This window comes from Aeromonas sp. ZOR0002 (assembly GCF_963866995.1).
GTDB classification, from domain to species: Bacteria; Pseudomonadota; Gammaproteobacteria; order Enterobacterales; family Aeromonadaceae; genus Aeromonas; species Aeromonas caviae.
This window is the reverse complement of record NZ_CAWMFQ010000133.1, coordinates 1-23,483: the sequence shown is the minus strand read 5'-3', so window position 1 is coordinate 23,483 and position 23,483 is coordinate 1. Positions and strand designations below refer to the sequence as shown.

25 protein-coding genes and 1 riboswitch are annotated in these 23,483 nt (G+C 60.0%); of the genes, 20 read left to right on the top strand and 5 right to left on the bottom strand.

Features of this window, described 5'->3' with window-relative positions; genetic code table 11:
• The first annotated feature begins 56 nt into the window (after positions 1-56).
• From AACR77_RS07815 to AACR77_RS07795, 5 genes are all read left to right on the top strand, one after another.
• Positions 57-1,997: a putative bifunctional diguanylate cyclase/phosphodiesterase gene (locus AACR77_RS07815; protein ID WP_039038812.1), complete on the top strand. Its 1,941-nt coding sequence runs from the start codon at positions 57-59 to the stop codon at positions 1,995-1,997.
• 154 nt (positions 1,998-2,151) lie between these two features.
• Complete coding sequence (locus tag AACR77_RS07810) at positions 2,152-3,714, top strand: AbgT family transporter (protein ID WP_042880686.1); 1,563 nt, start codon at positions 2,152-2,154, stop codon at positions 3,712-3,714.
• Between the two features lie 67 nt (positions 3,715-3,781).
• Entirely contained in the window at positions 3,782-4,507 is a 726-nt protein-coding gene (gene nfsA, locus AACR77_RS07805; RefSeq protein ID WP_039038696.1) for an oxygen-insensitive NADPH nitroreductase, read from the top strand.
• Between the two features lie 153 nt (positions 4,508-4,660).
• Positions 4,661-5,425 (top strand): hypothetical protein, encoded by a 765-nt coding sequence (locus AACR77_RS07800; RefSeq protein ID WP_010675007.1) that lies wholly within the window; start codon positions 4,661-4,663, stop codon positions 5,423-5,425.
• Positions 5,419-5,973: a VOC family protein gene (locus AACR77_RS07795; protein WP_042880685.1), complete on the top strand. Its 555-nt coding sequence runs from the start codon at positions 5,419-5,421 to the stop codon at positions 5,971-5,973. Before AACR77_RS07800 ends, AACR77_RS07795 begins: the two co-directional genes overlap by 7 nt.
• On the opposite strand, the gene AACR77_RS07790 is transcribed toward AACR77_RS07795, so the two are convergent.
• Positions 5,958-7,211, bottom strand: a complete 1,254-nt coding sequence (locus AACR77_RS07790; protein WP_042880683.1) for an MFS transporter — start codon at positions 7,209-7,211, stop codon at positions 5,958-5,960. The genes AACR77_RS07795 and AACR77_RS07790 overlap by 16 nt on opposite strands.
• A gap of 93 nt (positions 7,212-7,304) precedes the next feature.
• Between AACR77_RS07790 and AACR77_RS07785 the strand changes: the two genes are divergently transcribed.
• On the top strand, positions 7,305-8,207 hold the full coding sequence (locus tag AACR77_RS07785) for a LysR family transcriptional regulator (RefSeq protein WP_042880680.1): 903 nt from the start codon (positions 7,305-7,307) through the stop codon (positions 8,205-8,207).
• Between the two features lie 66 nt (positions 8,208-8,273).
• Here AACR77_RS07785 and ribA read toward each other — a convergent pair whose 3' ends face one another.
• Positions 8,274-8,867 carry a GTP cyclohydrolase II gene (gene ribA / locus AACR77_RS07780; protein ID WP_010675003.1) on the bottom strand — a complete coding sequence of 198 codons (594 nt, stop codon included), beginning with the start codon at positions 8,865-8,867 and terminating at the stop codon, positions 8,274-8,276.
• Positions 8,868-9,130: 263 nt separating this feature from the next.
• Between ribA and cmk the strand changes: the two genes are divergently transcribed.
• From cmk to pyrF, 6 genes are all read left to right on the top strand, one after another.
• A complete protein-coding gene (cmk, locus tag AACR77_RS07775) occupies positions 9,131-9,823 on the top strand; it encodes a (d)CMP kinase (RefSeq protein WP_042016625.1) in 693 nt (230 codons plus the stop codon).
• Positions 9,824-9,916: 93 nt separating this feature from the next.
• Positions 9,917-11,587: a 30S ribosomal protein S1 gene (gene rpsA, locus AACR77_RS07770; protein WP_010675001.1), complete on the top strand. Its 1,671-nt coding sequence runs from the start codon at positions 9,917-9,919 to the stop codon at positions 11,585-11,587.
• Between the two features lie 92 nt (positions 11,588-11,679).
• A complete protein-coding gene (ihfB, locus tag AACR77_RS07765) occupies positions 11,680-11,964 on the top strand; it encodes an integration host factor subunit beta (RefSeq protein ID WP_005299934.1) in 285 nt (94 codons plus the stop codon).
• A 156-nt stretch (positions 11,965-12,120) separates the two neighbouring features.
• On the top strand, positions 12,121-12,405 hold the full coding sequence (locus AACR77_RS07760; RefSeq protein ID WP_010675000.1) for a LapA family protein: 285 nt from the start codon (positions 12,121-12,123) through the stop codon (positions 12,403-12,405).
• Between the two features lie 9 nt (positions 12,406-12,414).
• The gene (gene lapB / locus AACR77_RS07755; protein WP_010674999.1) at positions 12,415-13,581 is read left to right on the top strand and encodes a lipopolysaccharide assembly protein LapB; all 1,167 of its coding nucleotides are present in this window, start codon (positions 12,415-12,417) and stop codon (positions 13,579-13,581) included.
• Between the two features lie 121 nt (positions 13,582-13,702).
• Positions 13,703-14,401 (top strand): orotidine-5'-phosphate decarboxylase, encoded by a 699-nt coding sequence (gene pyrF / locus AACR77_RS07750; RefSeq protein ID WP_042880679.1) that lies wholly within the window; start codon positions 13,703-13,705, stop codon positions 14,399-14,401.
• Between the two features lie 86 nt (positions 14,402-14,487).
• On the opposite strand, the gene rrtA is transcribed toward pyrF, so the two are convergent.
• The gene (gene rrtA, locus AACR77_RS07745; protein WP_223915160.1) at positions 14,488-15,066 is read right to left on the bottom strand and encodes a rhombosortase; all 579 of its coding nucleotides are present in this window, start codon (positions 15,064-15,066) and stop codon (positions 14,488-14,490) included.
• On the opposite strand from rrtA, the gene AACR77_RS07740 reads away from it, so the two are divergent.
• The 5 genes from AACR77_RS07740 to AACR77_RS07720 all read left to right on the top strand — a co-directional run bounded on the left by AACR77_RS07740 (position 15,032) and on the right by AACR77_RS07720 (position 17,940).
• Positions 15,032-15,685 carry a tRNA-uridine aminocarboxypropyltransferase gene (locus AACR77_RS07740; protein ID WP_174722086.1) on the top strand — a complete coding sequence of 218 codons (654 nt, stop codon included), beginning with the start codon at positions 15,032-15,034 and terminating at the stop codon, positions 15,683-15,685. The two genes, rrtA and AACR77_RS07740, sit on opposite strands and share 35 nt — an antisense overlap.
• Before the next feature lie 22 nt (positions 15,686-15,707).
• Entirely contained in the window at positions 15,708-16,415 is a 708-nt protein-coding gene (gene queC / locus AACR77_RS07735) for a 7-cyano-7-deazaguanine synthase QueC (protein ID WP_010674995.1), read from the top strand.
• A 61-nt stretch (positions 16,416-16,476) separates the two neighbouring features.
• Positions 16,477-17,148, top strand: a complete 672-nt coding sequence (gene queE / locus AACR77_RS07730; protein WP_010674994.1) for a 7-carboxy-7-deazaguanine synthase QueE — start codon at positions 16,477-16,479, stop codon at positions 17,146-17,148.
• A gap of 1 nt (position 17,149) precedes the next feature.
• Positions 17,150-17,380 (top strand): DUF3820 family protein, encoded by a 231-nt coding sequence (locus AACR77_RS07725; RefSeq protein ID WP_039038687.1) that lies wholly within the window; start codon positions 17,150-17,152, stop codon positions 17,378-17,380.
• Positions 17,377-17,940, top strand: coding sequence for a cob(I)yrinic acid a,c-diamide adenosyltransferase (locus tag AACR77_RS07720; protein ID WP_042880677.1), 564 nt, complete (start codon positions 17,377-17,379; stop codon positions 17,938-17,940). Before AACR77_RS07725 ends, AACR77_RS07720 begins: the two co-directional genes overlap by 4 nt.
• A gap of 79 nt (positions 17,941-18,019) precedes the next feature.
• On the opposite strand, the gene AACR77_RS07715 is transcribed toward AACR77_RS07720, so the two are convergent.
• A complete protein-coding gene (locus tag AACR77_RS07715; RefSeq protein WP_039041259.1) occupies positions 18,020-18,418 on the bottom strand; it encodes an H-NS family histone-like protein in 399 nt (132 codons plus the stop codon).
• A 317-nt stretch (positions 18,419-18,735) separates the two neighbouring features.
• Positions 18,736-18,907: riboswitch (Lysine riboswitch) on the top strand.
• An 87-nt stretch (positions 18,908-18,994) separates the two neighbouring features.
• On the opposite strand from AACR77_RS07715, the gene AACR77_RS07710 reads away from it, so the two are divergent.
• On the top strand, positions 18,995-20,575 hold the full coding sequence (locus tag AACR77_RS07710) for a Na+/H+ antiporter NhaC family protein (RefSeq protein ID WP_042880675.1): 1,581 nt from the start codon (positions 18,995-18,997) through the stop codon (positions 20,573-20,575).
• Between the two features lie 85 nt (positions 20,576-20,660).
• On the top strand, positions 20,661-21,242 hold the full coding sequence (locus tag AACR77_RS07705; protein WP_010674989.1) for a thymidine kinase: 582 nt from the start codon (positions 20,661-20,663) through the stop codon (positions 21,240-21,242).
• 70 nt (positions 21,243-21,312) lie between these two features.
• Here AACR77_RS07705 and AACR77_RS07700 read toward each other — a convergent pair whose 3' ends face one another.
• Positions 21,313-22,650, bottom strand: coding sequence for a flavohemoglobin expression-modulating QEGLA motif protein (locus AACR77_RS07700; RefSeq protein ID WP_010674988.1), 1,338 nt, complete (start codon positions 22,648-22,650; stop codon positions 21,313-21,315).
• Between the two features lie 155 nt (positions 22,651-22,805).
• Between AACR77_RS07700 and AACR77_RS07695 the strand changes: the two genes are divergently transcribed.
• Entirely contained in the window at positions 22,806-23,261 is a 456-nt protein-coding gene (locus AACR77_RS07695) for a YbjN domain-containing protein (protein ID WP_160839247.1), read from the top strand.
• Positions 23,262-23,483: the final 222 nt, after the last annotated feature.

Genomic DNA, 23,483 nt, shown 5'->3' with positions numbered 1-23,483 from the left:
TTCAGCATGAATCATCACTCAACATGAATACGCTAGACGAACGCCTGCTCACCGTGATGGATGTCCTCCACACGCCTGTCTGGGTCTATGACATCCAGCGTCATCATATTTACTGGGCCAACGATGCTGCCCTCGGGCTCTGGGAGGCGAGCTCCCTGGCCGAGCTGAAGTCCCGGGATTTCTCCGCCGACATGGCCGCCGCCATCGATCTGCTGCTGCAGCGTTATCTCGGCGATTTCCAGCAGGAGCGCAGTTACAACGAGTGGTGGACCCTCTCACCCAAGGGGGTCAAGAAGCAGGTCTATCTGCGTCTTTCCGGGATCCAGCTTGCCGGACGGCAGATGATGATGGCGGAAGCGGTCATCGATGCCGACACCCTCTATCAGGAGTCCTCCCTCGCCACCGGCGACACCCTGGCCTGTCTCTTTGACAACGAGGGGCGCCTCGAGAGCGGCAACCATCACTTCGACATGTGCTTTGGCACCGGCATTCTGACGCTGCCCCAGATCTTCTCCGGTGCGGACGAGGCCTTCTATCGTCGCCTCTCCCGTCTGGACGAAGTGGTGGCCGAAGGGGAGTGCCGCACCCAGAAGGGGATGCGCTGGTTCCAGTACCAGTTTCGCCATATCCAGCAGGGGGCACGGATCCTGCTGACCATGCGGGACATCACGGATCGCAAGCTCGAAGAGCTGGAGCATCGCCACCTGGCCTGGCACGACTCCCTCACCGGGCTGCTCAATCGCTACGGCCTGATGAAATCCCTGGAAGCCTATTGCGGCCTCGGGGGGCGCTTTGCCCTGGTGTTCATGGATCTGGACAACTTCAAGCTGGTCAATGACAACTACGGCCACAAGGCAGGGGATCGCCTGCTGGAGCGGGTCGCCGGACGGCTCAAGCAGATCTGCCCGCGGGACGTGGAGCTGGCGCGCCTTGGCGGGGACGAGTTCACCGCCCTGGTGCCCCTCAACCAGGCGAGCGATCGGGCCCAGGAGGTGGCGGACCTCATGCTCTCCCAGATGAGCAAGCCACTGCAGCTGAGCGGTGTCCCCGAGGTCACCATCGGCGGCAGCATCGGCATCGCCATCTACCCGGACGACGCCGATGATGGCGACAATCTCATCACCCGTGCCGACATGGCCATGTACCAGGCCAAGCAGATGGGGCGGCTTCGCTGGCAGCGCTTCACCCCCAGCATGCAGCAGAGCCTGCATCGCAAGCTGACCCTCAAGCAGTTCCTGGCCAAGGCCGTCGGTCGGGGAGAGCTCAGCCTGCGCTATCAGCCCCAGGTGGATGTGGCGCAAGGTCGGGTCATCGGTTTCGAGGCCCTGGTACGCTGGTACAATCCCGTGCTCGGCCATGTGTCGCCGGCGGAGTTCATTCCGCTGGCCGAAGAGATGGGGCTCATCCGGGAAATTGGAAGCTGGGTGCTTTCCACCGCATTGGCCCAGATGGGGGAGTGGCAGCGACAGGACGGGGTGAGGGTGCCGGTGTCGGTCAATCTCTCGGGCTTCCAGCTCTCTGCCAGTTTGCCGGAGCTGGTGGCCCAACTGCTCGAGGCATTCTCGGTGGAGGCGGCACTGCTGACCCTGGAGCTGACCGAGACGGTGCTGATGCTGGACATGAAGGGGTGCATCGAGATCCTCGACGCCCTGAGCGAGCAGGGGATCAAGATCGCCATCGACGACTTCGGGACGGGGTACTCGTCGCTTGCCTACCTCAACCGGTTGCCCATCGACACCATCAAGCTGGACCGCTCCTTCGTGGTGGGGCTCAACCTGCCGGTGATCCGGGCGACGGTGGCCATGGCCACCAGTCTGGGGCTCGGGATCCTGGCGGAAGGGGTGGAGGAGGAGCACGAGCTCGCGGCCCTGCAGACCCAGGGTTGCCATGTCTTCCAGGGATTTCTGTTCAGCCGTCCCATGACACCGGAAGAGGTGGCGGCGGCGGGGTTCGCAGTACAGTGCCGGCTGGGCCGCTATCCCCTCGCAAACCATTGAGCAAGTTGTCGATAAATGTGCGGCATCTCCCATTTATGAAGTGCGAGATGCCAAATTAAACATAATTAATCGAATTTTTGTCTCATATCATGGGATCCATTAGACGTTATCGCTAGTATGCGCGCTCATTCCTTGGTAATGGAGTATCACCATAATGAGTCAAGCTGCAGTGAACGAGCGTCCGGCCCCTCCCAACGGCTGGTTGAACCGCTTTCTGAACGGGGTGGAGAAGGCGGGCAACAAGCTGCCGGATCCCGCCATGCTCTTCCTCTATGCCTTGCTGATCGTCTGGGTCGGCTCCTGGATAGGCTCCCAGTTCTCCTTCGATCTGGTCAATCCCCGCACCGGAGAGGCCGTGGTCATCAACAACCTGTTGACCGGGGCAGGGCTGGCGGACTTTCTCGCCAGCATGGTCACCACGTTCACCGGGTTTGCTCCCCTTGGCATCGTGCTGGTGGCCATGCTGGGGGTCGGGGTGGCTGAACAGTCCGGTTTCATCAACACCGGGCTCAAGAAGCTGCTCAAGGTGACGCCGGCGCGCTTTCTGACCCCCATGCTGATCCTGGTGGCCATCGTCAGCCATACCGCCGCCGATGCGGGCTATGTGCTGGTGATCCCCATTGGCGGCATCATCTTCCATGCAGCGGGTCGCCACCCGCTGGCGGGGATTGCCGCAGCCTTTGCCGGGGTTTCCGGCGGGTTTGCCGCCAACTTCCTGCCCTCCGGCGGGGATGCGCTGCTTCAGGGTTTCACCCAGTCTGCAGCCCAGTTGTTCGACCCTGACTACATGGTCAACACCCTGTGCAATATCATCTTCACCGGCGCTTCTTCCTTGCTGATCATCTGCGTGGGCTGGTTTGTCACCGAGAAGATTGTCGAGCCGCGCCTCAAGCAGGTGCCTCTCAACGAGGATCTGGAGAGCGCCGACGAGATGGGTCGTTACAGCGCTCAGGAGAGCCGGGCCTTCAACTGGGCCGGGTTCGCCATGCTGGCGGCCGTGGTGCTGCTGGGGCTGGCGCTGGCCCCCGGCGACTCGCCGATGCGGGCACCGGACGGTTCCCTCACCACCTTCGCCGCGCCGGTGATGAAGTCCATCGTGCCCCTCATTTTCCTGCTCTTCATCTTGCCCGGGATCGTCTATGGCTTTGTCGCCGGCAGCTTCAAGAGCGGCAAGGATGTGATCGACGCCATGTCGGCCACCATGAACAAGATGGGCTCCTACATGGTGATGGCCTTCTTCTGCGCCCTCTTCATCAAGGCGTTCGGGGATTCCAACCTCGGTACCTTGCTGGCGCTCTCCGGTGCCGAGGTGCTTCACGCCCTGGCGCTGCCGGGAGAGGTGACCATCGTCGGCATCATACTGCTGACGGCCACCGTCAACCTGGTGGTGGGCTCGGCCTCCGCCAAGTGGGCCCTCATCAGCCCCATCCTGGTGCCCATGCTGATGGCGGTGGGGATCTCGCCCGAGCTGACTCAGGCCGCGTATCGGGTGGGGGATTCCGCCTCCAACATCATCACCCCGCTGATGGTCTTCTTCCCCCTGGTGGTGGTCTATTGCCAGCAGTATGTAAAGAGCACAGGCATCGGCACCCTGGTCTCCATGATGCTGCCTTATTCCCTGGCCTTCCTGGTGAGCTGGACGGGCTTCCTGCTGATCTACTGGGCGCTGGGGTTCCCGCTTGGGTTGCAGGCCCCCTATGTCTATCCTGCCCCTTGAGGGTGACGGGGGGCCTTGGGCCCCCCGCTTTTTTTGGGTAGAGTGTGGCCTTCATCCCGTAGGTACCATGAACCCGACCATCGATCTCATTCTTTCCCATCGCTCCATTCGCCAGTTCACCCCAGAGCCCGTCAGCGCAGAGCAGCTGGATCAGATCCTGAGCGCCGCCCAGAGCGCCGCGAGCTCCAGCTTCCTCCAGGCCAACAGCATCATCCGGGTCACTGACAAGGGGTTGCGGGCCACCCTGGCGGAGCTGGCCGGCCATCAGGCCTATGTGGTCGAAGCGGCGGAGTTTCTGGTGTTTTGCGCCGACTACCATCGTCACAGCCAGATAGTGCCGGAGGCCCGCACCGGCTTTGTGGAGCAGCTCATGATCGGGGCCATCGACGGTGCCCTGATGGCGCAAAATGCCTTGCTGGCGGCCCAGTCACTTGGGCTGGGCGGGGTCTATATCGGCGGCATTCGCAACAATCCGGCCGAGGTGAGCGAGGTGCTGGGTCTGCCCCATCAGGTGATCCCGCTGTTTGGCCTCTGTCTGGGCCATCCCGCCCAGCGGCCGGAGCAAAAACCGCGGCTGCCCCGGGCGCTGGTGGTGCACGAGAACCGCTATCCTGCCACCCTGGATAGCGCCCTGCTGGCCCGGTATGACGGGCAGATCCACGACTACTACCAGGCCCGCAGCAGCAACAACAAGGATCAGACCTGGAGCGGGCAGATCAGGGGGATCCTGGGCAAGGAGGCGAGGCCCTTCATGCTGGGATTCCTGCAGTCGAAGGGTTTTTGCCTCAAGTAATGGGGGCGGCGGGCGATATGGAGCATGACGCACCGGATGCGGTCACCGCCTGCGAGCGTTCTTGTGAGGCAATACGGGATCTGGGCGCTACCCTATGAGGCTAAGCTGTTGTAGGATCTCGCAATTGGATTGGGACTGGAGTGTGAACACCCTATGATTTTAACCCTGATATTGCTGTCAATCGGCGCACTCCTGTTTCTGGTCATCGCCTATAACGTGGTGCAGCAATACAAGCAGAAGGCCGAATCGGACAAGCGCCAGGCCATTGCCCGTCACAAGGCGGTGGCAGACGAGACCGAAGAGGTGTTGCTGAACGTCAACCTGGTGCCCTTTTCCAAAAACATGGTGCTGCTGTTGCAACACCGGATCCTGGATGCCTACCGCGCCATCGCGCTGGTGATGCCCAATGCGCAGGTCAAGCAGCGCATCGCCGACGTCCAGCTCCAGATCAAGAACGTGCAGGAGAACTACAGCAGCCAGGACGAGGGACATTTCAAGACGCCGGAGTCCGACCGCCAGGCCATCCAGATGCTGCAACTGGCCAAGAAGATGCGGGCCGTGCTGCGGGTCGAGCACAACAAGGGCAAGATAGATCCCCAGGGCTTTGCCCAGGAGGATCGCCGCCTCGAGCTGATGCAGCTCAAGATCAACATCGCCAACCTGCTCAAGCGGGCCATGGATGCCCAGATCCAAGGGCAGTACGGCACCTGCCGGCAGCTCTACACCAAGGGGCTGGGGGCGCTGGCCAATGTCACCGACAAGGATCCCTACCTGCTGGCGCGGGAAGAGGACATGCGTCAGGGGATGCGCCAGCTGGAAGAACACCTGCAGCAGCACAGCGAGAAGGAGCTGCAAAACATCAAGGACAAAGAGACGGACGAACTGGACGTCCTGTTCCAACCCAAGAAGAAATGGTGATCATGTCACATCCACTGGATTCCACACTGGGGCCAATGGCCCCATTTGTTTGCCAACTGCTCACGGAAATGCGTGCCGTCATGGGAGTCAAGGACTCCCCCGTGGTGGATCACCTCTGCTACCGCGCTGCCACCCTGCCGGAATATCTGGAGTTGAAAGCGGTGCTGGCCGCCCACGGAGTCTTGCTGGTGGAGGGGATGATAGGCGGTCGTCCCATCGCCACCTATCGCCTGCACCAGCCCGTCTGCTGGGAGCAGGTGACCGTCCCCTGCATCGAACTGGCCGCCCCCAAGGCGGGTCGAATCCATCAGGCCGGGCTCGAACATATCGAGTTGGTGGTGCCCTCGCTCACGGCCTTGGTGACGACGCATCCCGATGTCCCCTTCAAGACCGGCAACATCGATGACGGACGCAACCCGGATATAGGATTGATGCTGCCCTCTGGGCAGATCAAGTTTCATCTGCGCCCGCTTGAGGAGGTGATAGACGAAGAGCTGTGCACCGGCGCCGTGGTGCCGGTACCGGCGGACTATTATGACGGTCTGTGAGGGGAGGGCCCGTTGACGGGAGCCTGATCCTGTGGCGTCAACGCACAAGCGGGCGCCACACGTCCTTTCAAGTGACCGAGCCAGAGGCTCAACCCCGCGGTGATCATCAACACCAGCTCGATGCCGAGTACCAGACCCCAGAGCCCCCCTTGCTCCCAGAAGGGGTGCAGATAAAGCCCACCCAGACTGGCTCCCAGGTAATACCCCACCAGATAGAGTGACGAGGCGAGCGCCCGGTTGTGCTCCACGTGCTGGCCGACCCAGGCGCTGGCACAGGCGTGGGCGAGGAAGAAGCCAAAGCTCGAGACAAGCAATCCCCCGATGATGGCGACAAGGCTCCCCTGCAGCAGGGCCAGGCTGCCAAGTGCCATCAAGGTTATTCCCGCCAGCAGCAGGCGTTGTGCTCCCCAGCGATGGGCCCCGCGGCCGCTCAGTGAAGAGGCGACGGTGCCGGTGAGGTAGGTCAGAAACAGCATGCCGAGCCACTGGGTCGGCAGGGAGAAGGGGGCCTTGGCCAGCAGGAAGGTGAGATAGCTGTACTGATTCAGGAAGACCATGAAGTTGAGGCCGCCGATGAGATAGGCCCCCACCAGCAAGGGGTTGCCAAGGTGGCTCTGGATGGCGCGGCGCAGTTGCCCCGGGGCTGCCTCCACGGCCACGAAGCAGCGCTGGGCGGGCAGCAGCCAGATGACCAGTGGCAGCAGGGCGAGGCTGATGATCCCGATACCGAGGAAGGTGTGCTGCCAGTCACCAAACCAGCCAGCCAGCAGACCGCCGACCACCCGGCCCGCGATGCCCCCCAGGGAGTTGGCCGCGATATAGACGCCGACGGCTACGATGAGGGCACGTTTGCTGAACTCTTCCCCCATGTAGGCAATGGCGGTGGCGGGCAGCCCTGCCAGCAGGACGCCTTGCAGGATGCGCAGGCTCACCAGCACATCAAAGTGGGTGACCCAGGGGATGCACAGGGAGAGCAGGATGGCGGCCGCCAGGGTCCACAACATGATCCGCCGCCGTCCGAACCGATCAGCCAGACGGGCACAGACGAGCAGGGAGCCTGCAAGCCCTGCGGTGCAGCCTGCCAGCGTCCAGCTGGCGGACAGGGCGCTGACCGAGAAAACCTCTGCCAGGAGTGGCAGCAGGGGATGGGTCTGGTAGAGATTGAGGAATACCAGGAAGGAGCCAAGGCTGAGGGCCAGGGTGGCGCGTATCCATTCGCGACTGCCTACTTCGATCATATGGAGTTGTCCCGACGACTTTTGTGCAGGGTAGTGCGACGAGACGTATAAATATAATATATTTAAGTTATTACCATGATAAATGAAATTGATATGGATCTGAAACAGCTCGGATACCTGCTGGCGGTGCGCGATGCCGGCTCCTTCACCAGGGCGGCCCAGGGGCTGAACGTGGCCCAGCCTGCCGTCAGCATGGCCATCGCCAAGCTGGAGCAGCAGCTCGATCTGCGGCTGTTTGACCGGCAGGACCGCAGCGTGCGCCTCACCCCGGAGGGAGAGGTCCTCTGTCGCCACGCCGAACGGCTGCTGCGCCAGATGCACCAGGCCGAGGCCGAGATGGCCGAGCTCAAGGGGCTGGAGCGGGGGGAGGTGCGCATCGGTATCCCCTACATGATGGGATCCTATTACTTCCCGCCAATCCTGATGGCGTTCAAGCATCGCTATCCCGGCTTGAAGATCCGGGTGGAGGAGGCGGGCACCCGGGAGCTGCTCAGCCGCATGGTGGATGGCAGTCTGGATCTCGCCATCCTCATCACCAGCGATCTGCCACCGGCCCTCGAGGGGGCGCAACTGCTGCGGGAAGAGATGCTGATGGTGGTGGGGGAGGAGCACCCCCTGCGCGGCGCTGAGGCGGTCTCGCTGCCACAGTTCTTCAGCCAGGAGCTCGCCATGTTCCGGCGAGGCTTCTACCACAGGGAACACATGGAGGTGTTGGCGCAGGGGCTGGGGGTAGAGCCTGACATCGCGTTCGAAAGCAATCTCATCCCGCTGCTCAAGGCGGTGGTGCGTCAGGGATTCGCCGTGACCACCTTCCTGCGTATGGCGCTGGAAGAGGAGCCAGCCCTCACCGGCATCCCTTTTTCACCCCCCATCTTCCTGGATCTCTGCGTAGCCTGGCGACGGGGGGATCCGCTCTCCATGGCGAACCGGGCATTGCGGGATTTTTTGCTGGCACAAGGGGATGTGTCTAATCATTACGCTACAGATACTGAATGATTGAGTGGTATCACCAATAAAAACGCCTCCAATCTGGAGGCGTATGTTGACAAGGTGGATGCAACCTTATTTCTTGAACAGGTGATCCAGCTTGTTTGCCTTGGTGGAGAGATAAAACTCGTTGTGGGGATTGCGACCTTCCTGAAGGGGCACGCGCTCCGCCACCGGGATGCCAAAGGATTCCATCGCCTTCAACTTGCGCGGGTTGTTGGTCATCAGGCGCAGGGACTTGACCTCGAGCGCCTTGAGCATGTCGGCGCAGATGGTGTAGTCACGCATGTCGGCGGCAAAGCCAAGCGCCACGTTGGCCTCCACGGTATCGGCCCCCTGATCCTGCAGATGATAGGCCCGGATCTTGTTGAGCAAGCCGATGCCTCGCCCTTCTTGACGGACATACAGCAGGACGCCGCGACCCGCCTTGGCGATGTTTTCCAGCGCGGCCTGCAATTGGAAGCCGCAGTCACAACGCAGACTGAACAGGGCATCCCCGGTCAGACACTCGGAATGAATGCGTCCCAGCACGGGTTCGCCGTCTGCGATATCGCCCATCACCAGCGCGGCATGATCCTTGCCCGTGCCGGTTTCCTGAAAACCAACCAGCGTGAAAGTGCCCCAGGGGGTCGGCAACTTGGATTTGGCCACGAGGGTAACGCTGCTCATATGGTTGCTCCTGACTACAGCTGCTTAAAAAAGGGCGGCCAGTTTAGCGCGCATTGTCCGGAACAACCATAAGAACAAAACCTTGCGTGAGAAGTGGGTTAACCCGATTGGTCAGAATAGGTGCAATCACGACGACTTTTGCGCAATTGTGTGCCCTGACAACTGCCAGCGACGGCGCATTCGGGTATAATCGGCGCCCATTAACCCATCCCGACAGGGATGTGTGCAACCAGTCAAGATGCCGAGTGCGCAGGAGAAACGTTATGGCTCAGATGGCCCCCGTGATGACTATTGATGGCCCAAGTGGAGCAGGAAAAGGCACCTTGTGCCAGTTGCTGGCTGAAAAACTGGGCTGGCACCTGCTCGATTCCGGTGCCATCTACCGGGTGCTCTCCCTGGCAGCCCTGCATCACGATGTGGAGCTCGATTCCGAAGCCGCATTGGTTCCCCTGGCCGCCAATCTGGATGTGCAATTTCAGGTAGAAGGGGAGCTGGTCAAGGTGATCCTCGAAGGGGAGGATGTTTCCCGCACCATTCGTACTGAAGAAGTGGGCAACGCGGCCAGCAAAATCGCGGCGTTTCCCCGGGTACGTGAAGCCCTGCTGCGCCGTCAGAGAGCATTTCGCCAAGCCCCCGGTCTCATCGCCGACGGTCGCGACATGGGTACAGTGGTTTTCCCCGAGGCGAATGTGAAGATTTTCCTCGACGCCAGCGCCGAGGAGCGGGCCCAGCGCCGCTATAAGCAGTTGCAAGATAAGGGCTTTGATGTTAACTTTGAGCGTCTTTTAACCGAGATTCGGGAACGTGACGATCGCGACAGAAATCGCGCCGTCGCTCCCCTGAAACCCGCGGAAGATGCTCTTGTTGTAGACTCAACGTCCATGACCATAGATGAAGTGCTGGCAACAGTGCTTGCCTATGCAGAGCAACAACTTGGTGATGTCAGCGCAAACTGATGTCAGTCGTCTGCACCAAGGATGGCGCAGATAATTTAAAACAACCCCGCTTGTGCCGGATTGCAAGTGGATGTTTCATTTGTGACATAAACAATGATCGAATCTTTTGCTCAACTCTTTGAAGAGTCCCTGAACGCCGTTGAAACCCGTCAAGGTTCCATCGTCAAGGGCACTGTCGTTGCTATCGAGAACGGTTTCGTACTGGTTGATGCCGGTCTGAAATCCGAGTCTGCTATCCCGGCTGAAGAATTCAAGAACGCCATGGGCGAGCTGGAAATCAACGTAGGTGACTCCGTTGACGTGGCTCTGGACTCTATCGAAGATGGTTTCGGCGAAACCAAGCTGTCCCGCGAAAAAGCCAAGCGCCACGAAGCCTGGCTGCAGCTTGAAAAAGCTTACGAAGAGCAAGCTACCGTTATCGGTATCATCAACGGCAAGGTCAAGGGTGGTTTCACCGTTGAGCTGAACGGCATCCGTGCCTTCCTGCCGGGTTCTCTGGTTGACGTGCGTCCGATCCGTGACACCGCTCACCTGGAAAACAAAGAACTCGAGTTCAAAGTCATCAAGCTGGACCAGAAGCGCAACAACGTTGTGGTTTCCCGTCGTGCCGTGATCGAGACCGAGAACACCTCCGAGCGTGAAAGCCTGCTGGCCAACCTGCAAGAAGGTCAAGAAGTTAAGGGTATCGTCAAGAACCTGACCGACTACGGTGCATTCGTAGATCTGGGCGGTGTTGACGGCCTGCTGCACATCACCGACATGGCGTGGAAGCGCGTTAAGCATCCTTCCGAAATCGTCAACGTTGGCGACGAGATCGCTGTCAAGGTTCTGAAGTTCGACCGCGAGCGTACCCGTGTATCCCTGGGCCTGAAGCAGCTGGGCGAAGATCCCTGGGTTGCTATCGCCAAGCGTTACCCGGAGACCACCCGTCTGTCTGGCCGCGTGACCAATCTGACCGACTACGGCTGCTTCGTTGAAATCGAAGAAGGCGTGGAAGGCCTGGTACACGTATCCGAGATGGATTGGACCAACAAGAACATCCACCCGTCCAAGGTTGTCAACGTTGGCGACGTGGTTGACGTGATGGTTCTGGACATCGACGAAGAGCGTCGTCGTATCTCCCTGGGTCTGAAGCAGTGCAAATCCAACCCGTGGCAGCTGTTTGCCGAAACTCACGCCAAGGGCGACCGTGTTTCCGGCAAGATCAAGTCCATCACTGACTTCGGTATCTTCATCGGTCTGGATGGCGGCATCGACGGCCTGGTTCACCTGTCTGACATCTCCTGGAACAACCAGGGCGAAGAAGCCGTGCGTGAATTCAAGAAGGGCGACGAAATCGAAGCCGTTGTTCTGCAAGTGGACCCGGAGCGTGAGCGCATCTCCCTGGGCGTCAAGCAGATCGAAGAAGACCCGTTCAATAAGTACCTGTCTGACAACAAGAAAGGTGCTATTGTGAAGGGTAAGGTTACCGAGGTTGATGCCAAGGGTGCCGTGATCGAACTGGCTGACGGCGTAGAAGGCTACCTGCGTGCCTCCGACGCTGCTCGTGACCGCGTAGAAGACGCCACTCTGGTGCTGTCTGTTGGTGACGAAGTTGAAGCCAAGTTCATGGGCGTTGATCGCAAGAACCGCACTGTAAGCCTGTCTGTCCGCGCTAAGGACGAGGCTGATGAGCGTGTTGCTATCGACAGCCTGAACCAACAAGAAGAAGTTGTGTTCAGCAATGCCATGATGGAAGCGTTCAAAGCCGCCAAGGGTGAGTAATCCTTGATGCAAGAAAAGGGCGGCATTGCGCCGCCCTTTTTTATCTTGGCAAAATGATTATTGCATGTGATCGGGGAAGGAGATTTAACCTTATGACCAAATCAGATCTCATCGAACAACTGGCAGCCAGCCGCATGCATATGCCGGCCAAAGATGTCGAAGCCGCCATCAAGGAGATCCTTGAGCAGATGGCATCGACCTTGCAAAACGGCGACCGGATTGAAATCCGAGGATTTGGCAGTTTCTCGCTGCACTATCGTGCGCCCCGCGTGGGTCGCAACCCCAAGACCGGGGACAAGGTTGAACTGACCGGGAAATATGTCCCGCACTTCAAACCTGGCAAAGAGTTGCGCGAACGCGTCAACATCATCGAATAATGCAGAAAACGGCATACCTGAGTATGCCTTTTTCATTTTTATGGCCTGGAGTCTGTCCGTTGTCGGGTTTCTCACACTCTTTTCCCATTCGCGCTAGAGTCTGCCTGTGATTTTAAGGATAATCAGTCACTCATTCGCTACAGACAGGGAGCTCCCATGAAGCGTATCTTGGCCCTCATTCCACTGGTGCTGGTGTTTGTCCTGACCCTTGCCATCGGTTCTCAAAATGGTCAGCTGGTGCAGTTCAACTACTTGATCGCCCAGGGGGAGTTCTCGCTCTCCATGTTGCTGGGGTTCTTCTTCGCCGGCGGTTTTCTGCTGGGCTGGCTGGTATTTGGTCTGCTGTTCCTGCGTCTCAAACTGCAAAATCGCACCCTGAACCGAACCATGCGTCGTCAATCTCGCGAGTTGGAGCTTGCCCGGTCGACAACCAAGGAATAATGTCCCTCGATGCTTGAACTGCTTTTCCTGCTGTTGCCCATCGCCGCCGGTTATGGCTGGTACATGGGCCGCAGGAGTGTTCGCCAGGACACCCAGCAACAGAGTAACCAGTTTTCCCGTCAGTACGTGGCGGGCCTCAACTATTTGCTCTCTGACGAGTCGGACAAGGCGGTGGATCTCTTTATCCAGCTGCTGGAAGTCGACAGCGAAACCATCGAAACCCACCTTTCCCTCGGCAACCTGTTCCGTCAACGGGGTGAGGTCGATCGCGCCATCAAGATCCATCAGAACCTGGTCGCCCGTCAGCTGACCCGTGAGCAGCGTCAGCTTGCCTTGCAGGAGCTGGCCCGTGACTTTCTGGCTGCTGGCTTGCTCGATCGGGCCGAAGCACTCTGGAAAGAGCTGTGTGATGACAGCGATTTCGAAGAGACGGCTCTGGCACAGCTCCTGATCATTCATCAGCAGTTGCGTGACTGGGACAATGCCATCGCCGTGGCGGTGCGTCTGCAGAAATTCCAGGGCAAGAAGCTGGCCGAGCCCATATCCCACTTCTATTGCGAACAGGCGGAGAGTGCCTTGCGCGATGGCGACAAGCCTGCGGGCATCGCCAAGCTCAAGCGTGCGCTCGGTGCGCACCCGGCCTGTGCCCGCGCCAGCTTGCGGCTGGCCGATCTGGCGATGGAGGAGGGCAGGTTCGAGGATGCGGCCAAGGAGCTCCTGCGGGTGTTCGAGCAGGATATCGACTTTGCCTCCGAAGCCATGCCAAAACTGCTCGAATGCTATCGCCAGCTTGGTCGCAGCCAGGAGCTGATCCCGCTGCTTGAAAAAGCGGTAGAGGATCATGCGGGGGTCAGCGTGACCCTGGCGCTGGCCAATCTGGTGGAGGCGCGCGATGGGTTGAGCCAGGCCCGGGCCCTGGTGCTGCGCCAACTGCGTCGCCACCCCTCCATGAAGGGCTTCTATCAACTGGTCGGTTTCCAGTTGGCCAGTGCCGAGGAGGGGCCTGCCAAGGAGAGCCTGGAGCTGCTGCAACAGCTGGTCGGTGAGCAGATCAAGATCAAGTCGACTCACAAGTGCCGCCAGTGCGGCTTTGCCACCCATTCGCTGTTCTGGCAATGCCCTTCCTGCCGGCAGTGGGGCACCATCAAGCCGATCCGAGGGCTGGATGGAGAGTAAACGCCAGCGAGGCCAACACGCCCGGGCGAGCACGGATACCCAAGAATTTCAGATGCCAGCGTGCAACCGGGCCCCGGCTCTGCTGCGCCTGGCTGTGGCATAACAATCCATAGGAAGTGACATGCAAGACCCCAAAGTACTGGTCGCGCTGGATTATCAGCACGAAGCCGACGCCTTTGCCTTCATTGAGCAGATCTCACCGGCCCAGTGCCGCCTCAAGGTAGGCAAGGAGATGTTTACCCTGTTTGGTCCCCAGTTCGTTCGCCAACTGGTGGGCAAGGGGTTCGACGTCTTCCTGGATCTGAAATTTCACGACATTCCCAACACCGTCGCCAAGGCGGTGGCGGCCAGTGCGGAGCTGGGCGTCTGGATGGTGAATGTCCATGCCAGCGGTGGCGAACGCATGATGCGTGCCGCCAGAGAGGCGTTGCTGCCATACGGCGACAAGGCGCCCCTGCTCATCGGGGTAACCGTGCTGACCAGTATGGAGCAGTCCGACATGGCGCCCCTGGGTCTGGATGTGACGCCGGCAGAACAGGTGATCCGCCTGGCCACCCTTGCCAAGACGGCCGGGCTGGATGGAGTGGTCTGCTCCGCGGAAGAGGCGAGTGCGCTGAAGGAGCTGCTGGGAGCCGAATTCAAGCTGGTGACGCCGGGCATTCGTCCGAGCGGATCGGCTGCCGGTGATCAGCGCCGCGTCATGACGCCGCTGGCAGCGGTAGAGGCGGGGGCGGATTATCTGGTGATCGGTCGTCCTATCACCCAGTCCTCGGATCCCGCCGCCGTGCTTGGGGCGATCAATGCCGAGCTTTGCCGGTAACGGCGTCATGGGCGAATGAGCGCAGGCCGGATCCCAGATCCGGCCTGCTGCATTTTGGCCGTGGGCTGGCCTTGCCTATGGGGAGCTCAGGAATGGACGGCCTGGGCGTCCAGACGAATGGGGAAGAGGCCGAGGAGCAGGCCGGCGAGTGCGCCGATGAAGTGTGACTCGATGTGTACCCTGGCACCGATCAAGGCGGAGACAGGGCTCTCGCCGGCACTGTAAAAGTCCACACCGAGCTTGATGGCGACGCCCGCCAGCATCAGCCAGCCGGAGTGACGGCGAAAGCGGATGTCCTGCATGGCACCCCATACGAACAAGCCGTGCAGCAGGCCGGAGAGTCCCATGTACCACTGGGTTTGCGGGCAGCCCCACCAGATGCCGAGTCCGACCGCCGTCCCCAGCAGCAGCAGCAGCACGGGCAGGCGCCATCCCGTCAGGTACTCCTGAAACAGGCTGTAGAGCACGGCCAGACCGCTCAGGTTGAGCAGCAGATGCCATCCATTGGTGTGTGCCAGATTGCCTGTTATGATGCGCCACCCTTCGCCCTGGGCGATCAGGTCGCGATCGAAGGCGAGCTGATGATTTGGCACGGTGAAAAAGAGCAAGGCAGTGACGAGCGAAAGCGCGATGACCCAGAGCAGACCCGATTTTCCTGACAACATGAAGCAGCCCAACGACAAAGAGAGCCGATACTGTACACGCTGTACCCGGGCCCTCAAAGCGTGCCTGTGCGATTATATTCAGCGGGTGCCGAACCTGGCTGCGCTCCATATCCTGCAACACCCTGCCGAAGTAGGTCACCCCAAGGGGACGGCTGCGTTGCTGGCGGCGTCCCTGACCGATGTGCGCATCCATGTGGGGGAGGACTTTTCCGACGATGAAGGGCTCAATGCCCTGCTTGCCGACCCCGCTGTCCAGTGCTATGTGCTGTGGCCCGATGAGGAGGCCCTGACCCTGATAGAGGCAAGGGAGCATCTCCTGAGGCGTGGGCGCACCGTGCGAGCCCACTTCATCCTCCTCGATGGTACCTGGCGCAAAGCCTATCGCATGTTGCACAGCTCGCCTGCACTGCTCGGGTTGCCGCGGATCACCCTCGGCGCCATTGCCGGGCAATATTCCATTCGCAAGAAGCCCTTTGAGGAGGCATTGTCCACCCTGGAAGCGGGCTACCATCTGTTGTCCCGGTGGGAAGGAGAGCCTGAGCGCTTCGCCCCGCTGATGACCCTGTTTACCCATTTGAACCGGCAGTGGCATGACTTTGCACAAGGCCGCCGCCGTTGAGTTGCCCAGAGGAGTGAAAAACATGAAAAAAGCCGTCGTGGTCTTCAGTGGCGGGCAGGACAGCACCACCTGTCTGGTGCAGGCACAGGCCCGCTATGACGAAGTGCATGCCATCACCTTCGATTACGGCCAGCGCCACCGGGCGGAGATTGACACCGCCCGCCATCTGGCGACGGCGCTCGGGATCGCCGCCCACAAGGTAATGGATGTGACCATGCTCGGGGAGCTGGCCATCTCTGCGCTGACCCGGGACGACATACCGGTGAGCTTCGAGCTCCAGGAGAACGGCCTGCCCAACACCTTCGTACCGGGACGCAACATCCTGTTCCTGACCCTGGCGGCCATCTATGCCTATCAGGTGGGCGCCGAAGCGGTGATCACCGGGGTGTGCGAGACCGACTTTTCCGGTTATCCCGATTGCCGCGACGACTTCGTCAAGGCGCTCAATCAGGCGGTCTCCCTGGGGCTGGATCGCCCCATCCGCTTCGAAACCCCCCTGATGTGGCTCGACAAGGCCGAAACCTGGGCGCTGGCGGATCATTACGGTCACCTCGATACCGTGCGTCACCAGACGCTCACTTGCTACAACGGAATCCAGGGAGATGGTTGCGGGGCCTGTCCGGCCTGTGAGCTGCGTCGCCGTGGCCTGGATCACTATCTGGCTGACAAGACCGGCATCCGTGCCAGACTTTACGAGAAGAGCGGACTGGGCGAGAAAAGCGGATCCTGAGCCTGTGCCTAGCCCGGGTTTGGGGTATAATCCGCCCCTTTTGCAGCAAGTCGTGACCAAGATGCACTACCCAATCAACGAGATCTTCCAGACCATCCAGGGGGAGGGGGTATTTACCGGCCTGCCCGCCATCTTCGTTCGCCTTCAGGGCTGCCCGGTGGGCTGCCCCTGGTGCGATACCCGCCACACCTGGGTGGTGGACCCCGAGCGTGAGGTGGCCCCTGGCGAGGTGCTCGATCGTTCCAATGAGTCCGACGGCTGGAGCAAGATGAGCACGGAAGATATTCTGGCCAGCTTTACCCGGCTCGGTTACCGGGCCCGTCACGTGGTGTTGACCGGTGGTGAGCCCTGCCTCTACGACTTGCGCGAGCTCTCTTCGGCCCTGGTGGCATCGGGTTATCAGGTGCAGATCGAAACCAGCGGGACCAGCGAGGTGCTGACCCATGAGCAGACCTGGGTGACTGTTTCCCCCAAGATCGGCATGAAGGGTGGGTTGCCGGTGCTGGTCTCTGCCCTCGAGCGGGCCAACGAGATCAAGCACCCGGTGGCCACCGAGCACCATATCGAGGAGCTGGACGCCCTGCTGGCCACCGCCCGGCTGCGCCCCGATGTGATGATTGCGCTGCAACCCATCAGCCAGAAAGCCAGGGCCACGGAGCTGGCCATGGCGACCTGCATTGCCCGTAACTGGCGACTCTCCATCCAGACCCATAAATACCTGAATATCGATTGATATGGATGGACTCAGTGATGAGCGCATCTTGCTGACGCTGGCCAGCAAGATGCCTTACGGAAAATACAAGGGGCGGCGCATCATCGATATTCCCGAGCCCTATCTGGTATGGATGGCGCGAAGCGGTTTTCCGGCCGGTACCCTGGGCCAGTCTCTGGCACTGGCCTACGAGATAAAGCTCAATGGACTCGAGTCCATGATTATTCCCATTATTAACAGGATGTCAGAATGAGAATATATACAAGGCAAGGGGACAAGGGGCTCACGCGACTGGCCGATGGCACTTCCCTGGCCAAAGACGATAAACGTGTCGAGACCTATGGCGCCATCGACGAGCTGAATTCCCAAATAGGCTTGTTGATGGCTGAAATACCCGCCGGGGAGACGACTCTCCTGGCCGATCTCATATTGTTGCAGCAGGAGCTGTTTGATCTGGGCGGGGAGCTGGCATTTTCCAGTGAATCGCAAACGGATACGCTGTGGCAGGTGAACGAGGCTTGGACGAACAGGCTCGAGCAACAGATCGATGCCTACAGTGCCGGGTTGCCGGTGCTGCGCAATTTTATTTTGCCGAGCGGTTCGCGGGCGGCGGCCCAGGCACATGTGGTGCGTACCCTGACCCGTCGCTGCGAGCGCCTGCTGCTTGGGTTGAGCCGCGTAGAGCGGGTGAATCCGGCCGTTTTGCCCTACCTCAACCGGCTGAGCGACTGGTTTTTCACCATCGCCCGATACCTGCTGGTATCGTCAGGCACCCCGGAGATCCTCTGGGTCAAGGCGGCTAACAGAGGCTGACCACCGCACGAAGCAGCAATAAAAAAACCTCGCCTTGCGAGGTTTTTTTATTGCTGTGGAAAGGGGCCTGATATTGCTGTCAGATAGCAAAGGCTTCCACGGATTTGCCTTCAGCAACGGCCTTGGCAATGACCGAGGGCATGCGGCCCTGACCGGTCCAGGTTTTTTCCACACCATTGTCCAGATAACGATATTTGGCGGGGCGGGGCGCACGTTTGCTGACCTTGGTATTCTCGGGAACCACGGTGTTGACCAATTCGGCGGGATCGATCCCAGCGGCCTTCAGCATTTCGGCATATTCGGCAATTTTCTTTTGATGTTCTTCACGGGCCTGGCGTTCGGCGGATTCATCTTGCCGACGTTCATCGACGATGGTGGAGAGCTTTTCCAAGCCTTCTTCCAGTTGTTCCAGCGTCAAATCGCGGCAAACTGCACGCAGGCTACGGATATTCAACAGCACTTTCAGAAATTCGTTCATATTGGCTACCACGCGAGCAAAATATTAAGGGAAGAACTGGTTTTTCGATAATTTATAGGGGTGTTTGGCACCAAGTCAAGCCTGCCAAAATAATTAATTAGGCTGATAAATTAAGTCTTGAAATAGATATGAAGGATATTTTTTTCCGTTTGACGGGCCAACATCTTCGAATGGATTCATGTCAGATGAAAATATCGCCAGCGGAGTCTTTGATGAACCATTTGACTACCTTTAAAGATATGGGGGCCACAGAAACCTTGAAATTTAATCAAAAAACTTGCTATCACCCGGTGGCTCGATAAAATGTGCCGCGAATACCTTTAAGTAGAGGCGCGCTGCCTATGAGTAACCGAGCGGAGGGTGATGCCTGCGATGCTCGATGAAAGGAGTCGGCGCCGAAGTGACCAGGCCATCATACCGGGTTGCTGGTTCTGCATCTAATAGGTGCAGGACTGCCATAGTCATCCACTATGGAGCGCTACCTGAAGGGGCTGAGGAGTATACCCTCCCCATGGGTTTTGTTTCTTTGATCCTCTCGGTAGATCTCCACCTGTTGTCTTTAGGTGCAAAGAGATCATGGACATCGTTCATTACGCCGACTCCGGTTGGTCCGTCGTTCCCCCCCTGCTGGCCGTTGCGCTGGCGATCATCACCCGCCGCGTCCTAGTGTCGCTGGGGGTGGGCATAGTCGCAGGCAGCCTGCTGCTCAACCAGTTCTCTCCCCTTGCGTCCCTGCATTACATGCTCGATACCGTGCTCAGGATCTTCTGGGTCGACGGTGCGCTCAATCGTGACAACGTCAACATGATCCTCTTCATGTTGCTGCTGGGCGGCCTCATCAGCCTGATGAGCGTCTCCGGTGCGACCCGGGCGTTTGCCGAGTGGGCGGAGCGCCGCGCCAAGACCCGCAAGGGTGCCAAGTCCCTGACCGGTCTGATGGTGTTCGCCTTCTTCATCGACGACTTCTTCCACAGCCTGTCGGTGGGGGCCATCTGCCGTCCGGTGACCGATCGCTTCCAGATCTCCCGCGCCAAGCTGGCCTATCTGCTGGACTCCACCGCCGCGCCGGTCTGCGTGCTGATGCCGATCTCCTCCTGGGGGGCCTACATCATCGCCCTCGTCGGCGGCATCATGGCGGCTCATGGTCTGACCGACCAGAGCCCCATCTCCGCCTTCGTCGAAATGATCCCCATGAACCTCTATGCAGTGTTCACCCTGATCATGGTGCTGGTGGTGATCGCCTTCCAGCTCGACATCGGCCCCATGCGCCAGCATGAGCAGTGGGCACTGGAGGGCAAGCTGTGGGACGAGTCCAAGGGGCGCCCCATCGGGCTCGACATGGAGAGCCCGGAAGAGAGCAATGGCGGCATGATTGACATGGTGCTGCCCATCCTGACCCTGACCCTGGCCACCGTCTATTTCATGATTGACTCCGGGGCTGCGGTGCTGGCCGACAAGGGGCTGCCGTTCAGCGTGCTCGGCTCCTTCGAAAATACCAACGTCGGCTCCTCCCTGGTCTATGGTGCCCTGTGCAGCCTGGTGGTCTCCATCGGTCTGGCCATGCGCCTCAAGCTCGGGGCAAGCAACTGGATGAAGGCGGCTCCGCAGGGGATCATGGCCATGCTGCCCGCCATCAACATCCTGCTGTTCGCCTGGACCATCGGCGCCGTGGTGCGCGATGTGGAGACCGGTAAATACCTGGCCTCCCTGGCCAATGGCAATCTGCCGGTGGAAGTGCTGCCCGCCGTGGTCTTCGTGCTCTCCTGTGCCATGGCGTTTGCCACCGGCACCAGCTGGGGTACCTTCGGCATCATGCTGCCGCTGGCCGGCGACATGGCGGCCGCCAGCGACATCAGTCTGATGCTGCCCATGCTGGCCGCCGTACTGGCAGGGTCCGTGTTCGGAGATCACAGCTCCCCCATCTCCAGCACCAGCATCCTGTCTGCCACCGGGGCCGGTTGCCATCACATCGATCACGTGATGACCCAACTGCCCTATGCCCTGGCCATCGCCTTTGGCGCGGCGCTCGGCTACCTGGTGATGGGGCTGATGCACTCCGCGCTGGCCGGTTTCACCGTGAGCGGGCTCTGGTTCCTGATCTTCTCCGGTTACCATTTGCGCAAAGCCCGGGCGTATAGCGTCGTGGCAGTCGCATAAGAGAACAAGGGGCCTGCGGGCCCCTTGGTTTTGGCAGGGGCTTTGGTTAGCATGCGCCCCATCACTCCCGTTTCGGAACCCCATCATGGCTTCACTGCACTACAAATTTGCCACCATGAACTCAGGCAAATCGACCCAGCTCATCCAGGCCCACTTCAACTATCTGGAGCGTGGCATGTATCCGCTGGCCATGACGCCCGCCATCGACGATCGCTTCGGTGCCGGCGTCATCAGTGCCAGGGTCGGCCTTGAGCTGAAAGTGGAGGTGTTCAGCGACAGCTGCGATCTCTTCGAGATGGTCAAGGCGCGTCACGCAAAGCGGCACATCGATGTCTTCATCGTTGACGAGGCGCAGTTCCTGACCCGTGAGCAGGTCTACCAGCTCGCCCGCATCGTCGACGAGCAGGACATTCCGGTGATTGCCTATGGTCTCAAGACCGATTTTCGCGGCGAACTGTTTCCCGGCTCCTACCACCTGCTCTGTCTGGCGGACAAGTTCGAGGAGTTAAAAAGCATCTGCTGGTGCGGCAACAAGGCCCACATGAACTCGCGGGTCAACGAGGCGGGGCAGGTGATGCGCGACGGTGAGCAGGTGGAGATCGGCGGCAACGATCGCTATGTGTCGCTCTGCCGCAAGCACTATCTGGAAGGACGGGCCTTCAAGTAACCCGTGGCTGGCTCGTGCAGCCTGGACACCAAAGAGGGCGCCTATCTGGCGCCCTCTTTGTCTGTGGGGGTCAGTCGATCTCGATGTCGACAGGGGCGATGATGGGGTCTGCCGCCGGCAGGCGGTGGAAGAGCTGGCGAAAATGCTGCTGTACCCGGCCTATGTCCACCAGGGACATGCCGGAGGCGAAGCCGAACCAGACGTAGAGCCCGGTGAGGTCGCGAAACATGGGAGGGAGGTAGCGAGGGGCGTCGATGAGCCCCTCCAGATAGTGCTGATAGAGCACGGGGATGTCGTCCAGGGTCACCTTGCCGACGAACAGCATGGGCAGGATCTCCGGCACCCCCTCCAGCACGGCGCTGCGAATGAAGTTCACCGTCTCCACATAGCCCTTCACATAGGAGAGATCCTTGGTAAAGCAGGCGCCCCCCTCGACCATGCCTCCGCGAAACACTCGCTGGGTGATCTTGTAGGCGTCGTGCTCGCTGGCCCCCTTGGCCACGAAGTGGCGGAACACCTCGATGAAATCGGCGCCACGCTCCGCCATGTCGATGGCCATGACCCGATCCGAGATGCGCTTGGCCCTGTCCGGGAAGGAGCTGAACGTGAGGGTCTCGATGAGCACTGCCAACCCCTCCTGACAGGCGGTGATGCGGGGAGAGCCGGCGCCGAGCCAGGTGGCGTAAGATTGCTGGCGGCCGTTGAGGGTGGTGCCGACGTGAACCCAGCCTTCGTGTACCTCCAGCACCTGCAGATCGAGCTCCGAGAAACGGGCGTGGGAGTTGAGCTTGATGTAATCCCCCCCGGCGGCGGCATCGGAGACGATGCCATCGCTGAGCTTGACCTGGACTGTGCCGTCGCTGAAGTAGCTAGACAGCTTGCCTTGCAACCTCGCCACCGCGGCTTCCCCCTCGAACTCCTTGGGGTAGGGGCGCACCAGATGGCGGGCGCCGGGCAGGGAGAAGATGTCGCACAATCTGGCCCCCAGCTCCTTCAGGGTCTTGCGATCCCCGCGCAGGTGATCGCTTGCCGAGCCGTAGAGCCGCTGACTGTAGCGCTGAAAGTCCGGCTGTCCGCGCTGGCGCAGCATCTCGATGACCACCATGTACTGATCCACCGTCTCTTGCAGGATCCGGCCGAGATCGTCCTGGGGGCCGAGGCGTCGGCGGATCCTGTCCCTCAGCTCCTTGAGCTCAAGGTACTTGTTGCGGGGATCGAACCCCAGGGGGAGGGATTCATAGAAGTGCCTGTCGATGGCGGGCAGTGCCTTGCCGCCACTTGCCAGAAAGTCGCTTTGCAGGTGACGGGGCCATTTGATGGCATCCAGGATGCGGATGGGTTTTTGCAGGGCGAGCAGTTCATCCGAGAGGGATTTGAGGTGCAGGCGATACTTTTCTTGGATGGTCATCGGGCTCTTTGGAGGCGAGTGCGCTACGAGAATGGCTGAGTATAGGCACAGGGCCTGTCAAAAAGAAGCGAGACGACGGGGATCCGGCCTGTGTGCTTTTGGTTGTCTGAAAATTGGTTTAGACTGCGCCCCTTGATCTCTACCGTGTCGTGAAAATGATGAATATCCCCAGCTCTGAAATGATAATGCGTTGGTTGCAACAGGCCCGGATCGAGCACTATGTGTGCGATCAGTGTCATGGCATCCACATGGTCTCCCTGCAGTCCGTCGAGGGCATCCAGGAGAGCCGGATCTTCGTGGAAGAGGAAGGGCTGCTGTTCTCATCCGAGCTGGAGGTGCGCCCCTCATCGCTGTTGCCCCTGGTGGCCGAACTGGGTCGTCTCAACATGCAATATCCGTCCCTCAAGGTGTTCCTCGACATCATCGATGACAACCTGCCACGCCTCGTCGTGGGTCACACCGTCTTTACCAAGGCGGGTCTCACCGTCGAGCAGTTCCTGCTGTTCGTTGAAAGCACCACGGCAGCCACCCATGAAGTGGTTTCCGAATGTGAACGCCTTGGCTTCCTCAATCTGCCGGAAATCCAGGTCGCACCGGAATCCGTGCACTGACCTCAGCACCTGAACTGTGCGTTTAATGTGCGAACGGTTCGCTGCGGCTAAAAAGCCGTTGACGGCGGCGGGGCTTTCCCCTAAATTACGCCCCGTTCCAGCGCAACGGCGTAGCGGACACCGTGTTGCCTGAACACGTTAAACCACAGACAAAAATTTGGTGCGGTATCCGAGAGGCTACCCACCGACGAAGTCGGCAAGATGCACGCGCAGCGTGCTCCG